The 13792-nt window shown below is 71.7% G+C and carries 11 protein-coding genes; 3 read left to right on the top strand and 8 right to left on the bottom strand.

Annotation, left to right across the window (positions count from 1 at the left end; all coding sequences use genetic code 11):
• Positions 1–55: 55 nt before the first annotated feature.
• Both ABB55_RS27470 and ABB55_RS27465 read right to left on the bottom strand, forming a co-directional pair.
• A complete protein-coding gene (locus ABB55_RS27470) occupies positions 56–2449 on the bottom strand; it encodes a hypothetical protein (protein WP_054361681.1) in 2394 nt (797 codons plus the stop codon).
• Positions 2446–3492, bottom strand: coding sequence for a glycosyltransferase family 2 protein (locus ABB55_RS27465; RefSeq protein WP_054361680.1), 1047 nt, complete (start codon positions 3490–3492; stop codon positions 2446–2448). Before ABB55_RS27465 ends, ABB55_RS27470 begins: the two co-directional genes overlap by 4 nt.
• Positions 3493–3580: 88 nt before the next feature.
• On the opposite strand from ABB55_RS27465, the gene ABB55_RS27460 reads away from it, so the two are divergent.
• Positions 3581–4435 carry a ChbG/HpnK family deacetylase gene (locus tag ABB55_RS27460; RefSeq protein WP_054361679.1) on the top strand — a complete coding sequence of 285 codons (855 nt, stop codon included), beginning with the start codon at positions 3581–3583 and terminating at the stop codon, positions 4433–4435.
• A gap of 253 nt (positions 4436–4688) precedes the next feature.
• Complete coding sequence (locus ABB55_RS27455; protein WP_152982217.1) at positions 4689–4931, top strand: hypothetical protein; 243 nt, start codon at positions 4689–4691, stop codon at positions 4929–4931.
• Between the two features lie 23 nt (positions 4932–4954).
• Here the strand turns inward: ABB55_RS27455 and ABB55_RS27450 are convergent, their stop codons facing one another.
• Positions 4955–5236, bottom strand: a complete 282-nt coding sequence (locus tag ABB55_RS27450; RefSeq protein WP_054361677.1) for an EscU/YscU/HrcU family type III secretion system export apparatus switch protein — start codon at positions 5234–5236, stop codon at positions 4955–4957.
• Positions 5233–7521, bottom strand: coding sequence for a flagellar hook-length control protein FliK (gene fliK / locus ABB55_RS30075; RefSeq protein WP_054361676.1), 2289 nt, complete (start codon positions 7519–7521; stop codon positions 5233–5235). The genes ABB55_RS27450 and fliK overlap by 4 nt, the downstream gene beginning before the upstream one ends.
• 503 nt (positions 7522–8024) lie before the next feature.
• Between fliK and ABB55_RS27440 the strand changes: the two genes are divergently transcribed.
• Entirely contained in the window at positions 8025–9461 is a 1437-nt protein-coding gene (locus ABB55_RS27440) for a transaminase (RefSeq protein WP_083464001.1), read from the top strand.
• Positions 9462–9498: 37 nt separating this feature from the next.
• Here ABB55_RS27440 and ABB55_RS27435 read toward each other — a convergent pair whose 3' ends face one another.
• The 4 genes from ABB55_RS27435 to ABB55_RS27425 form a co-directional block, all read right to left on the bottom strand.
• A complete protein-coding gene (locus tag ABB55_RS27435) occupies positions 9499–9819 on the bottom strand; it encodes a S24/S26 family peptidase (protein WP_054361675.1) in 321 nt (106 codons plus the stop codon).
• A gap of 658 nt (positions 9820–10477) precedes the next feature.
• Complete coding sequence (locus ABB55_RS30070; protein ID WP_140943308.1) at positions 10478–10690, bottom strand: hypothetical protein; 213 nt, start codon at positions 10688–10690, stop codon at positions 10478–10480.
• Between the two features lie 74 nt (positions 10691–10764).
• Positions 10765–12594, bottom strand: coding sequence for a single-stranded-DNA-specific exonuclease RecJ (gene recJ / locus ABB55_RS27430; protein ID WP_083464000.1), 1830 nt, complete (start codon positions 12592–12594; stop codon positions 10765–10767).
• Positions 12595–12823: 229 nt separating this feature from the next.
• On the bottom strand, positions 12824–13321 hold the full coding sequence (locus ABB55_RS27425) for a hypothetical protein (RefSeq protein ID WP_054361674.1): 498 nt from the start codon (positions 13319–13321) through the stop codon (positions 12824–12826).
• Positions 13322–13792: the final 471 nt, after the last annotated feature.

Here is a 13792-nt window from a genome sequence, read left to right as displayed (position 1 = left end):
AGCGCCGGCGCCGTCGCGGCCAGCCGAAGAGTGCGGCGGCATGGCTGTTGTTCGGTCATCCCTTGCGGCCGCGTGCCAGCCGCTCGACGACATCCGCCCAGGCGCCGGCAAAGGGGTGGAAGGTGAAGCGCAACGTGTGGCGCCCCGCCGGCACCTGCACGGCGCGGAAGATCGCGTCGGCCTTCAGCATCTCGGCCGGCCGGCCGTCCAGTTCGGCTCGCCACCAGCGATGCCAGACATCGGTCAGCACGACGAATCCGGCCTGGGCGGCGTCGACCTCGAGCACCACCTCGGTGTTGTGGTAGGCCGCGATGACCACGCGTCCGGGCTCGGCCGTCGCGCTGCCGCCGTCGCGTGCTCCCTCCGCGACGCCCGCCGGCAGCCGCTCGAGCACGATCTCGCGCGCCGGGTCGAACCCCTCCGGCCAGCGCCCGGTCTCCAGCAGGCGGGCGAAATCGGCCTGCCGAGCCCGGGTCACGAACAGCGCCCGCGGCAGGGCGTCCCGGTTCTCGTAGATCCGCGTCTCGCCGAACTGCGCGATCTCGACGATCCGGCCGGTGTCGTAGCGCGGATCGATCGACGCCAGCGGCACATTGGCGGCGATGTAGCGCAGGCCGAGGAGGCGCCCCATCACCGACGAATAGGACGGGAACATCGCATTGAACAGGCGCTGGTCCGGCAGGCCGATCGTGTCCTGCGCGGCGGTGGCCGCCTGGTAGGTGTCGATCCGCAACGGATTGTAGCCGAGCACCGTATCGAAGCCATGCACCATGCCGGCATTCGGCCAGTGGAAGCCGAGGCCGGCCAGTTCGACCCGATCGCGGCGCGGGCCCGTCGCGGTCTCCCGGGTGCGCTCTTTCAGGAAGCGGATCGTCGGATCGGAGGTGTCCGGCTTCAGGGCCTCGAAGGTCGCCGGCGGATAGGCGGTCGATTCGTTCGGGGCGTTGTTCCAGCGCAGATCGGCGGCCGTGAAGCCGGCGAGCAGACCCACGGCCAGAAGCGCCGCCCGGCCCCGGGCGAGACGGCGCGCCAGTTCCAGGGCCAGAAGCGCGCCGCCGAAGAACAGGATGGCGGTCGCGGTCGGCTTGACGGCCTCCGTCAGCCGATCGGCATGGAGCCCGAAGGCGACCGGCAGCGCCACCAGGACCACAAGCGCCAGGCCCCATTGCAGCGCACGGGCGAGCCGGCCGGCCGGCGGCACGGTGCCGTCGAGCCAGCGATGGGTCAGGTAGCCGCCCAGCACCGCGATCCAGAAGCCGAGCAGGAAGGTCGCGTCGGCCGGCCGGCGGTAGAGCTTCACGCCCGGCAGCCAGTCGAAGAACAGCGTGAAGACCGGGCTGTACCAGCCGATGGCATAGAACACGGTCAGGAGCGCCATCACGGCGGCAAACCGGATCTCGCGCGCGGCCAGCAGGCCGCGGCCGAGACCGAGCATCAGGATGGCGACGATCGGGACCGCACCGGCATAGAAGGCGGCCATGTTCTGGGCGAGGTAGATGTCGGTCACCCCGAAGGCGGCGCTCGGCGGCCCCCAGAAGTGCACGTTCGGATCGCCCTGGCCGAACAGGTCGGCAATCACCGCGGTGATCAGCGAGGCCGGGTGCAGCGAGCCGCGGCCGGCGCCGATATAGTCGATCTCCGGCCGGTTCGATTCCGCCGCCAGCAGCAGGGTCAGCACGACCGGAACCACCACCACGGCAAGGCCCGCGACCGCCCCGGCCGACAGCGGCTTCATCGCGCCGGCGACCCGCCCGCCGAGCCCGCGGGCGCCCATGCCGTCGCCGAACAGGACGGCGGCCACCACCTGGCCGATCAGCAGATAGATGCCGAGAAGCGCGATCTGGTCGCGTCCGAGCGCCAGCACGCCCGCCGCAGCCCCCGCCAGCAGGCCCCAGCCGAGGGACCGGCGCTCGAGCGCGCGGGCGAGCAGCATCATGGCGAGCGGGATCGCCGCATAGCTGATCACCTGCCCGGTATGCTGGATGCGCCAGGCGGCCGAACCGCCGAAGGCGAAGGACAGCGCCGCCACGGCGCCGGCCGCCTGATGCCAGCCGCGATCGCGGAAATAGACGAACAGCGACAGCGCCCCGACCAGCAGGCTGGCATAGACGGTCGCGTCCATCGCCGCAAAGCTCGGCGCCGGATTGACGAGCGCGAGCAGCACGAAGGCCGGCACGAAGATCAGCGATTGCGGGTCGGCCACCTGCGGCCAGCCGGCGAAGATGTTCGGGTTCCAGAAGGGCGATTCGCCGCGGCTCAGCGATCCGGCCAGGAACTGCAGCTGCGGCTGGAAATGCGCCTTGGCGTCCCACGGCACGGTCCAGGCGCCGGAGATCCAGGGCCAGGCCAGCCAGACCCACAGGCCGCAGACGGTGAGAACGGTCAGCGTGGTGAGACCCGTCCGGCCGGCTCTCGCCGCCGGAACCGCCCCCGGAGCGGGCGCGGTCATCGGCCGGGCCCGGGACCCGGCACGGACGGCGGCGCCGCGGCGACCGGCGGCGCGTCGTCCGCCGGACTATCCTCGAATCCGGCCGTCTCCTGGACGAGATAGAGCGGGCGGCGCTTCACCTCGGAAAAGACGTGGCCGATATATTCGCCGATGATGCCGAGCCCGATCAGCTGCACGCCGGCCGACAGCATCAGGCCGACGATCAGCGACGGATAGCCGGGCACGTCGGCGCCGAAGATCAGCGTGCGCACGAAGATATAGGCGCCGTAGGCGAGCGCCATCAGCGACACGACGCCGCCGATATAGGTCCAGATGCGCAGCGGCAGCGTGCCGAAGGACGTGATCGCGTTCATGGCCAGCCGCATCAGCTTCAGGATGCCGAACTGGCTGGCGCCGCTCTCGCGCGCTTCCATGTCGACCGGCACGGTGCGCGTCTTGAAGCCGGCCCAGGCGAGCAGGCCGCGGTTGAAGCGGTTGCGCTCCGGCATGGCCAGGAAGGCGTCGACCACCTTGCGGTCGATCAGCATGAAGTCGCCGGTCTCGCGGTCGATCTTGACCTCGCTCATCATGTCGAACAGGCGGTAGAACCACTTCGTCAGGATCTTGCGGGTGAAGCCGCCGCGGTCGAGGCCGACCCGGCGCGCATAGACGATCGCGACGCCCTCCTCCTGCCACGGCTTGAGAAGCTGCGGGATGCCCTCCGGCGGATGCTGCAGGTCGGAATCCATCAGGATCACGGCCCGCCCGCTGGTGCGTGCGAGACCTGCGGTGACGCCGATCTCCTTGCCGAAATTGCGCGACAGGCTGACCACCTTGAGCCCGGGCACCTGCTCGCGCAGCGCCTTCAGGCGGGCCAGGGTGTCGTCGGTCGAGCCGTCGTCGATGGCCACGATCTCGAACGGCAGGCCGATGCCCTGCAGCACCGGCACGAGGCGGGCGAACAGGCGATCGAGCCCGCGCGACTCGTTGCGCATCGGCAGGACGACCGACAGGACCGGTCCGGCGACGGTGCGACCCTTGAAGTCGACCGGGAGTATCGTCATGGGACTGCGTTCCTTTTCGGGCTTCGGCCGGCTATGGTGCCGCGCCTGCCCGTCGCTCAGTTCGTATCGTCAATGACAGACTTCGCCGATGTTTGACAAGAAGAGACTGGTCCTCTGCGCGGACGACTTCGGCCTGTCGCGGGGTGTGGATGCGGCGGTACTCGACCTCGTCGAACGGGGCCGGCTGAGTGCGGTCAGCTGCATGGTGGCCGGGTCCGACTGCGCGGCCGGCGGGGCGGAACTGGCACGTCTCGCCGACCGGACCGACATCGGATTGCACCTCACCCTGACCGACCTGGCCCCGCTCGGCCCCCTCCCGGCGACCATGCCGGGCGGTGTCGTGCCGACCATCGGGACCCTGATCGGCAAGGCTCTTGCCGGCCGCATCGCCTATGCGGAGACCAAGGCGGAGATCGGGCGCCAACTGGCCCGTTTCACGGAGATTTTCGGCCGCCCGCCCGATTTCGTCGACGGCCACCAGCATTGCCACGTGCTGCCGGGCATCCGCCGCGCGCTGATCGAGGAGGTCGCCGCCCTGACCGGACGCGGCCACCGGATGTGGCTGCGCTCCTGCGCCGAGCCGTTCAAGGCGATCCGCCGGCGCGGCATCGAGGTGCCCAAGACGAGCTTCATCGCCTTCCTGTCGCGCGGCATGGGCGACGACGCCCGCCGGGCCGGCGCCGCTGCCAACGACAGCTTCCGCGGCGTGACCAGCTTCGCGCCCGAGCCGTCCTTCCGCGCCTGCATGCAGCGCTTCCTGACCGGCGCCGGCAGCGTCCCGCTGGTCATGTGCCATCCGGCCGCCGGCGGCTATCCGGCCGACCCGACCGACGCGATCATGCCGGCGCGCCTGCGCGAATATGCCCATCTCGGCAGCGACGCCTTCCCGGCCGACCTCGACGCCGCCGGCATCCGCATCGGCCGCTTCTTCGACAAAGGTTAGCTGTCGAAGGGTCTGAGGCGCGCACTGGACGGATCGAGATCATCCGTCTCGATCGATACGCGATCAGGTTGTTCAGTTCCGTGATGCAGAACGTGCAACGTTACCTGCGCGATGACAGGATCTAAACGCCGTCAACCTGGGATGCCCAGACCGGTTCAATGGTCGGAGAAGCCGATCGCAGTCTTGAAATTCGCGTTCCGAGTGATGCTTGCCGTCTGCTGACCCTTGTTCCTTGAGCCTCACGGCAATTGCCATGTTGAAATTGTTCTGGATCACGTTTGCCGGGGCAGAACCAGGCCCCTTAGGTCTCGGGTGCGGGGTCACTGCCGCCTCCGACGAAGAGGCATTGGCTCTCATCGAGAGGGACGTGTTCTCACAATTTGGGCGTTTCGAGATTTCATCGATCTCGCCGGTCGAGAGAATTGAGGATCTCGATCAAAGCCATGTCGTTCCCAACATGCGCTTGTTTTTCCAGAGAGGGATCTGGTTTCCGTAGTCTGGCTCGTCCAAGCGTCTGCTTCAGCGGATGCGGTCGCGAGCGCGGATCACGAAGGCGATCACCTCGGCGACCGCGCGATAGAGCTCCTCGGGGATCTCCGCATCGAGTTCGATCCGCGACAGGGCGTCGGCGAGCACCGGGTTCTGCTCGATGGCGACGCCGGAGGCCCGCGCCTCGGCCAGGATCGCGTCGGCGATCGGCCCGCGCCCGGTCGCCACCACGCGCGGCGCCGAGGGCGCCTCATAGGTCAGGGCCACGGCGATGCGGCGGCGGGGGTCTTCGTCGGCCGGCGGCGGGCTCATGCGCTGCGGTCCACGAAATGGGTCGCCGCGCGTCCGTCCGCGGCCGGCGGCCGGCCCTCGGCCAGATGGATCTCGTCGACCGTCAGCCGTGCCGCCTCCAGCGCGTCGCGCAGCAGGCCGACCTCGGCGCCGAGCTGCGCGGCGGCCTCGACCCGCTCGGTCCACAGGCCGACCGACAGGTGCTCGCCCTGCAGGGACAGGAGGGCGTGGATCGCCCCGAAGAGCTCCAGATCGAAGGCGAAGCGCACCCGCCAGACCGGCGCGGCCGGCTTGCCGTCCCGGCCGGACCGGCCGCGCTCGTCGCGCTCGATGCGGAACTGCGCGATGCCTGTCTCGCCGCGCGCCACGATCGGCAGTTCGAAGGTCCATTGCGGCGGCTGCGCCCGCTCCTGCCCGGCCGGCCGCCCGGCCGCCTCGGCCTCCGGCCCGAGCGAGGCATACTGGCTGAGGAGCATGCGGGCGAGCGCCGCCTCCGTCTCCTGGCGCACCACCCGCCCCTGCCCGACCGGATCGCCCGCGCCCGGGCCATGCCCGATCGCCGGCGCCTCGCCCTGGATCGACGCCCCGCGCCGCGGCGGCGGGCTCGGCGACCCGTCCGGATCGCCGGCCATCGGCACCGTGGCGGACCCCGCCGCGCGTAGCGCGTGCGCGGCCATCAACTGCCGGGCCGCAACATCGGTGTCCGGGGCCTCGCCCGGCAGCAACCCAGCCGAGGCATCGCCGGCGGCAGCGGCGAGTTGCACGAGCGTGCGCAGCAGACGCGCCACCGCGTCGGCCTCATGGGCACCCTCGGCCTCGGACCCGGTCGCGGCGACGCCGCCGGCGAGGGCCGCGGCCAGCAGATCGGCGCCGGCCCATGCGGAGGACGGCGCCGGCGAGGATCCGGACAGGCGATCCGACGCCGCAGGCCCGGCATCATCGGGTGCCGGCAGCCCCACGGACGCCGCAGCCTTCCGCGCGGCGGCCGTTCCATCGGGGCCCCGCTCGGGTCCACCGTCGTCGGCGGCGGCTCCGGCCGCATCCGGCCCCGGGAGACCCACCGGCGGCGGGATGCCCGGACCCGCAGGTCCGGGACCGGACCCGGCCCCGCCGGGAGGCGGACCCGCGGGCGCAGTCGAACCCGCCACGGCCTCCGGCACGGTGCCGGTCAGCAGCTGATCCTGTCCGCTGGCCGCCGGAAGCCGCGACAGCAGCGCCGCCGAGGGGGCATAGCCGGTGCCCGGCGATCCGGCCGGCCGACCGACCGCCGTGGTTCGCATCGGCATACCGGCGTCCGCAGCAGCCCCCGCCCCGGTCACCGGCCGGGCTCCGACCATGCCGCCGGTCTGTCCCGACACGCTGCCGGTCGGCAGCGCCGGCGTCGCGGTCGGACCGGGTCCGGACGACGAAAGGCCGGGCGACGGAACGCCAGCCGGCGGGCCGGCCCCAGTCGGCGGGTCGGCCCCGGCCGTCGGCCGATCGGCCGGAGATGCACCCCCCGGCACGGCGCCGGTCGGGCCGGCGGCGCTCCCCGGCAGGCCGGGCGGCCCGGATGCCGGTCCGCGCGCGCCCGGTGCGGTCCCGGCGACCTGAGCGGCCGATGGCGATCCGCCGCCGGCCTCCGCGGCAGGTCCGAGCCAGGCACCGAGCGCGGCGCCGAGGCGCAGCAGCGATGCCTTGAGGTCGTCGCCCGCGGCGAGCCCGGCCCGGGCGGCCGGGCCGGCCCCTGCGGCGGTTGCCTCGTGGAAGACACCGGAGCCGAGCACGGCGCGCGCCAGGCTGCGCGCGTCCGGCGCCCGGTCGAGATCGAGCCGCCGGCCGAGCAGGTCGGCGACGGCCGCGCGCACCGCGTCGGGGACCCGGTCGGGTGCCGCCGTCGCCAGGGCCGTCGCATCGGCGAAGAGCCGCGCCATGCCGGCCTGTCGGGCCGCCGCCGCCATGACGGCCTCGCCGAGCACCTGGCGGCGGACCACGGCCGGGTCGGCGGCGACCGCATCGGCGGCAGCCGGCGGCGCGGCGTCCCCGGCCGCCTTGACCGCCAGACGCGCGACGAGCCCGCCGCCTTCGCCCGGCTCGATCGCCAGCGCCACCAGCCGGCCGGGTTCGACGCCCTCGGCCGCCCCCATCAGGGCGGACAGCGGGATGTCCAGTTCCCCGAGCCGGGTCGACAGGCGGACGATGCCCTTGTCGGTGATGTCCAGGATGCGGGCATCGAGCACCAGCCCGCCCCGCGGCGCGGCGAAGTCGCCCGGGGCCGTCTCGCGCGGTACGCCGACCGCTCTGCCGGAAAGCACGTCGATGACCATGGACCCTCCGTTCGGACCGGTCCCCGCATCAGTGTAGCTGTCCATCGCGAGCCGGCCAACGCCCCCTCTGCGCGGCGCGTTCCGCAACCGCACGATGCGACTCGCGAAGAGTTCATATTTTTGTCACGAAACGTTGCAATTCTGCAACTCCATGAGGATTCAAGCGTCAGGATCTTTACTTCATGTCATTCTTTCCTCAGTAGTTTCCCATCCACCGCGTTCCACCGACCGGGTAGATTTCCGTGCAAGAGCTGAAGCGTTTCATCGGACACCTGTCCGCGCCGAGCCTGTTCGAGACGGCGCTGCTCGTCTGTCTCGCATCGCTGGCCCTGGTTGCACTCTCCATCCAATAGCCGAATCACGCTCTCCCTGGCGACGAAGCCGCATTCGGCCTGTCTTCAGGCGCGCGATGGCATGGCGCGGGCGGGGCCGTTGCGGCATGCTTCGGCAACGCCGCAACCGGGAGCCGGCGCCGAACCCCGATCGCCCGGCACCGGAACGCCATGACCGATCCCGTTACGACCGATCCCGCCATACCTGATCCCGCCCCGGTCGATTCCGCCGTCGCCCGTCTCGACCCCATCCGCCGTCACGGCGTCGATCCCGACCGCCTCGCCGCCTTCCTGGCGGCCGAGCAGCAGGCCTATCGGCAGGCTCATCCGCGCTCCGCCGACCTCGCCTCCCGGTCGTCCGAACATTGGCACGGTGGCGTGCCGCTGCACTGGATGAGCGACTGGGGCCTGCCCTTCCCTCTTTTCCTGAAGGAAGCGACCGGCTCCTGCCTGACCTGCGTCGACGGCCATCAGCATGCCGATTTCTGCCTCGGCGATACTGGCGCCATGTTCGGCCACGCGCCGGAGCCGGTGCGCCGGGCGGTCGCCCACCAGATCGCCCGCGGGGCGACCGCGATGCTGCCCTCGGCGCTGGTGCCCGAGGTCGGCCGGCTGCTCGCCGAGCGCTTCGGCCTGCCGGTCTGGCAGGCGACGCTGACGGCGAGCGACGCCAACCGGGCCGTCATCCGCTGGGCGCGCGCGCTGAACGGCCGCAGCGACATCCTGATCTTCAACGGCGCCTATCACGGCGCGGTCGACGACGTGCATGTCCGCCTCGCCGACGGCGTTCCGGTCCAACGGGCGGGGCTCGTCGGGCAGGTCTACGACATGCGCGCCCATACCCGCGTGGTCGAGTTCAACGACATCGCGGCGCTGGAGGCGGCCCTGGCCGACCGCGGCGTCGCGCTGGTCCTCGCCGAGCCGGTCATGACCAATATCGGCATGGTGCTGCCGGACGAAGGCTATCACGCGGCCCTGCGCCGCCTGACCCGTGCCGCCGGCACCCTGCTCGCCATCGACGAGACCCATACGCTCTCGGCCGGCCCGGGCGGCTATGCCCGCGCCCATGCGCTCGAGCCGGATTTCCTGGTCGTCGGCAAGGCGATCGGCGGCGGCGTGCCGGCGGCGGTCTATGGCGTCACGGCCGCGGTCTCGCAGGGCATGGCGCGGGTGCGTGCCGAGGCGCCCGGCTATTCGGGCATCGGCACGACGCTGTCGGCCAACGCGCTGGCGATGGCGGCGATGCGCGCCATGTTCGAGGAGGTCATGACCGCCGACGCCTACCGGCACATGATCGCGACCGCCTCGGATCTGGCCGGGCGGCTGCGCGCGATCATCGCCGAGCGACGGCTGCCCTGGTGCGTCACCGCGGCCGGCGCCCGGGTCGAATTCATGCTCGCGCCCGAACCGCCGCGCACCGGCGGTGCGGCCGCCCGGATCGGCTCGGCCGAGATCGAGGGCGCCCTGCGGCTCGCGCTGATCAATCGCGGCGTGGTCGTCACCCCGTTCCACAACATGCTGCTGGCCGCCCCGACCACCGGCCCCGAAGAGGTCGACCGCCTGTGCGCCGGCCTGGAAGCCGCGCTGGACGCGATCGTCGCGGCGTGAAGCCGGCAAAGGACCGCACGCCGGCGGTCTCCCACCGTCAGAAGGTCTTGGCGCGCCCGGCCTTGTCGACCGCCTCGACGACCCGCCCATAGACGGTCGCGGTCCACCCGTTCTCGTGGCCCCGATTGTTCGCGATCAGATAGCGCCCGTCGGCGGCAGTGCGGGTGATCAGATGGGCGTCGATGAAGCGCCCTTTCACCTTGCAGAAGACGATGTCGCCGACCGCATAGCGTTCCTGCCGGCGATAGACGCAAGTCGACGGATTGCTGAGGATCGGCAGCATCGAATTGCCGGAGCATTTCATGGTGGCGGACCCGAGTGTCTCGAGCTCCCTGATCGCGCGATCATATTTGTTCATGAGAAAACCTGTTCGTGTCGTATCGGCAGACTGAAATTCGAACTGTCGCGGCCGGTGAAATGGCGCCGGCATTGACGAAGGGGCGGAGCCCTGGCCTTCGGATCGGGACAGCAAGGCGCCCTGCCAAATGCAGGGCTTGTCTGAATGGAAAATCTCGTCGACGGAGCCGGGACCGAAACGGATCCCCCGTCAGGAACCGGGCAATGCGGGCCGCGCAATCCGGACCGGCCGTCGGAGAGGTCGAAGGCCTGTTCCGCGCCGCCGGACATTCCGGGCGCATCGGCGCAAATGTCGACGATAGGGTCCCTGCCCTCCCATCGGGACGGGAGACACGCGGATGACGGCTTCGCCGGAGCCTGCCGGCGACTGCACATTTTCAGGATGGAGTTCGCGCTTGAGCCGCTCAGCCTCCCGGGCCGGACACCGTCGACGCGGCGACCGGACGCCGGTCCGGTCCCGTCTTGGCTTCCAAGAGTTGAGACCGCCGACGCTCTGCCGTCGCCGATCCGCCTTCCGCCCGCGACCCGAACGGCTCGCGCGCAGTCTCGATTCCGTGCGTCCGCACAGCGGCCCTGCGGCGCCGTGTCGGTCCCGGGCCATCATGCCGGACGGCGGCCGCACCCCCAATGCGGGACGCGCCACCCGCCCGGCTGCCCCGTCAGATCAGACGCGGCAAATAGAGAACCAGGTCGATCACCGCCAGCAGAATGGTCAGGCCGACCGCAAGACGGACTCGACGGGCATCGACCGGATGAACGGCCGGCTTCGCAACCATAGCGGGCATGGCTTCGGACGCGCCGGGCGCAACCGTGACCATCAACTCAGTACCTTCCGCCCGATACGCCATAGGGTTCCCCAACTCCAACGTCATTCCCGCCTTCAATTTTCGCCGAAGCGATTACGGTTCGATTAACATTGAGGCCGATTAACCAGCCTCGATCCGAGTCACAAGCCGGGCCCTGTGGGCAACGCCACATCGAGCACCCGCAGTTGCACTCTTGCATCACCCTGCCAATGGTCCAGCGACAGCGAACCGGCGACATGGACCATCCGGCCGCGCGCCTCCAGGAGCGCCCGGCCGAGCGGCTCGGATGCGGCCCGGAAGGCCATCGCCTTGAGGGTCGAACCGTCGCCGGCCGCAAGGCTGGCGCGGACATGACCCTGGCCGACGGTCTCGACATAGGTCACCCGGTGCGCCGCCAGCGCGAAGACCGGCTCGGGATGGCCGGCCCCGTAGGGTCCCGCCTTCTCGACCATCTCGACGAAATCGACCGTGGCGCCGGAGGCCGACAGGACGCCGTCGAGCACCAGATCGGACACCGCCAGACTGTCGGCGACCGCCGCCGCAACGCGCGCCTCGACATGGGCGCGGAACGCCTCCAGCCGGTCGCGCTCGATGGTCAGGCCGGCCGCCATGGCGTGGCCGCCGCCCTTGACGAGCAGCCCCGCCGCCACTGCCGAGCGCACCGCGGCGCCGAGGTCGACGCCGCCGATCGAGCGCCCCGAACCGGTGCCGACCGGGCCGCGATCGAAGGCGATCGCGAAGGCCGGCCGGCGCCAGCGCTCCTTCAGCCGCGAGGCGATCAGGCCGACCACGCCGGGATGCCAGGTCTCCGAAGCCGTCACGATCACCGGCCCCGGCTCGCCCATGGCATCGACCTCGGCCATGGCCTCTTCGAGCATCGCCGTCTCGATGACCTGCCGCTCGCGGTTCAGCCGATCGAGTTCGACCGCCAGCCGTTCGGCGGCGACAGGGTCCTCGGTCGCCAGCAGTTCGGCGCCGAGCGCGGCATTGCCGATCCGGCCGCCGGCATTGATGCGCGGCCCGATCAGATAGCCGAGATGGCTGGCGGCGATCGGGCCGTTCAGCCGCGCCACGGTGGCGAGCGCGGCGAGGCCGACATTGCGCCGGCTGCGCGCCACGGCGAGCCCGCGCACCACGAAGGCCCGGTTGAGCCCGATCAGCGGCACCACGTCGGCGACCGTGCCGAGCGCGACCAGATCGAGCAAGGCCATCAGATCCGGCTCGGCGCGCTTCGCGAAGGCCCCGCGCCGGCGCAATTCGCGATTGACCGCCACCATGGTCATGAAGGTGACGCCGACGGCCGCCAGATGGCCGAGCCCGGAAAGGTCGTCCTGGCGGTTCGGATTGACCACCGCCACGGCGGGCGGCAGCGCCACGTCGCATTGGTGATGATCGATCACGACCGTGTCGAGCCCGAGCCGGCGCGCCTCTTCCAGCGGCTCGAAACTGGTCGACCCGCAATCGAGCGTGATCAGCAGACGCGCGCCGCCCTTGGCGAGGCCGCGGATGGCCTCGACATTGGGGCCATAGCCCTCGATCAGCCGATCCGGAATATAGACGGTCGCCCGAAGGCCGAGCGCGGCGAGATAGCGTGTCGCCAGCGCGCAGCTGGTCGCCCCGTCCACGTCATAGTCGCCGAACAGAGCGATCGCCTCGCCGGCCACGACCGCATCGGCGATGCGCGCGGCCGCCGCGTCCATGGCGGTCATCACGGAAGGGTCCGGCATCAGGGCGCGCACGGTCGGCTCGAGAAAGCCGACGGCCGCCTCCAGGCCGACATCGCGTCCGGCCATGATGCGCGCGACCATCTGGTCGATGCCGGTGCGCTGCGTGATCGCCAGCGCGGTCGCCTCCCCGGCCGCATCCAGCCGGTCGCGCCACCGCCGTCCGGTCACGGACCGCGCCACGCCGAGCACCGCCGGATCCGGCGCCCGATCGTCGAAGGCGGGAAATCGAATCGTCATGGCCATGAGGGTAGCCGAACCACCCTATCCGGCCCACCGGCCACGGCAGGAACGTTCACGTGATTCAAGGTTCGGCGCCGGGCGATGCAGGGATGTGACGCTGCCCCATGGGCAGAAGCGGCGGGACCCGTCGCAGCGCGGCGGGGCGCTCCCACGGACCGGGTCGGCCGATATGAACTCCGGCCATCCGTGACCGGATGCCGGGCTCTGCCGGCCGGCGGTCGGCCTGCACCGGTCACGAGCGCGGCTTCGGACGCGGCAGCGGTGCCGTATAGGCAGCGGGCGGCGGCTCGCCGGCGACGAGCGCCGGATGGCCGGTGGGCGGCGGCACCGTCGCGGTCGTTGCCGGCGCGGGATCGGGAAGCGCAGCCGGCTCGGTGGTGGTTGAATTGGGATTCGGGAAGGAGAATCCCTGGATCACGCGGACCGGTCCGGCCGGCGCCACCGCCTCGGGCGGCTGCGAAACCTCCGGCGGGCGCGAAACCTCGGTCGTGGCGGCATTCGGGATGGCGTTGACGATCAGCGTTCCGGCCGGCGCGGCGCCGTCGCGGCGGGGCCGCGCGATCAGATCGCCCTTGGGCAGCGGCGGCGACGAAATGCGCGGCCCGGTCAATGCCAGCGGCGGCGGCGGCGTCCGAACCGGCGCGATCGCGGCCATCTGTGCGGAGGGACGCGGCAGCGGCGCACCGTCGCCGCGACCGGTCTCGACCGGACCGATGGCCGTCGTCCCCACTCCTGCGGTCGCTGCCCCTGGAGTCCCGGCCCCTGGCATCCCTGTCCCTGGGTTCGCTGCCCCTGGGGTCCCCGCCCCCGACGGAGCCGGAGCCGGTCCGCCCGCAGCGGACGGGTAAGGGATCGCCGGCGCGACGACTGCCGCGGCGGCATGCGAGCCGCCCGGTGCCATGCCGGCCGGTGCCGAACGCTGGGCCGGCAGCGGGGGGCCGCGCTCGATCGGCGGCGGCAGGGCCGACGTCATGTCGCCGGGCGGCGCATAGGCGGCCAAGGGAATCCTGCGTTCGGGCACCCGCTCGGGACGGCCTGCCGGCGCTCCGCCATCCGCGGTCGGGCTGGCTGCCGCCGGCGGCTTGCCGCGAGCGTCGGCGGCGAGGGCCCCGGCGGTCGGATCGGCATGGCCGGCGAGACCGGTCCCTTGCGGGCCGGATGGCGGCAGGGCGCTCCGGACGTCCGCCGGTGCCGGCGGCGG

Source organism: Prosthecodimorpha hirschii (assembly GCF_001305515.1).
Taxonomy (GTDB): domain Bacteria; phylum Pseudomonadota; class Alphaproteobacteria; order Rhizobiales; family Ancalomicrobiaceae; genus Prosthecodimorpha; species Prosthecodimorpha hirschii.
This window is presented reverse-complemented; position numbering and strand designations above follow the sequence as displayed.

Bases quoted from the DNA above. Each gene is read 5' to 3' on its own strand.
- ABB55_RS27470 (WP_054361681.1), bottom strand. From the start codon at position 2,449: ATGACCGCGCCCGCTCCGGGGGCGGTTCCGGCGGCGAGAGCCGGCCGG.
- ABB55_RS27465 (WP_054361680.1), bottom strand. From the start codon at position 3,492: ATGACGATACTCCCGGTCGACTTCAAGGGTCGCACCGTCGCCGGACCG.
- ABB55_RS27460 (WP_054361679.1), top strand. From the start codon at position 3,581: ATGTTTGACAAGAAGAGACTGGTCCTCTGCGCGGACGACTTCGGCCTG.
- ABB55_RS27455 (WP_152982217.1), top strand. From the start codon at position 4,689: ATGTTGAAATTGTTCTGGATCACGTTTGCCGGGGCAGAACCAGGCCCC.
- ABB55_RS27450 (WP_054361677.1), bottom strand. From the start codon at position 5,236: ATGAGCCCGCCGCCGGCCGACGAAGACCCCCGCCGCCGCATCGCCGTG.
- fliK (WP_054361676.1), bottom strand. From the start codon at position 7,521: ATGGTCATCGACGTGCTTTCCGGCAGAGCGGTCGGCGTACCGCGCGAG.
- ABB55_RS27440 (WP_083464001.1), top strand. From the start codon at position 8,025: ATGACCGATCCCGTTACGACCGATCCCGCCATACCTGATCCCGCCCCG.
- ABB55_RS27435 (WP_054361675.1), bottom strand. From the start codon at position 9,819: ATGAACAAATATGATCGCGCGATCAGGGAGCTCGAGACACTCGGGTCC.
- ABB55_RS30070 (WP_140943308.1), bottom strand. From the start codon at position 10,690: ATGACGTTGGAGTTGGGGAACCCTATGGCGTATCGGGCGGAAGGTACT.
- recJ (WP_083464000.1), bottom strand. From the start codon at position 12,594: ATGGCCATGACGATTCGATTTCCCGCCTTCGACGATCGGGCGCCGGAT.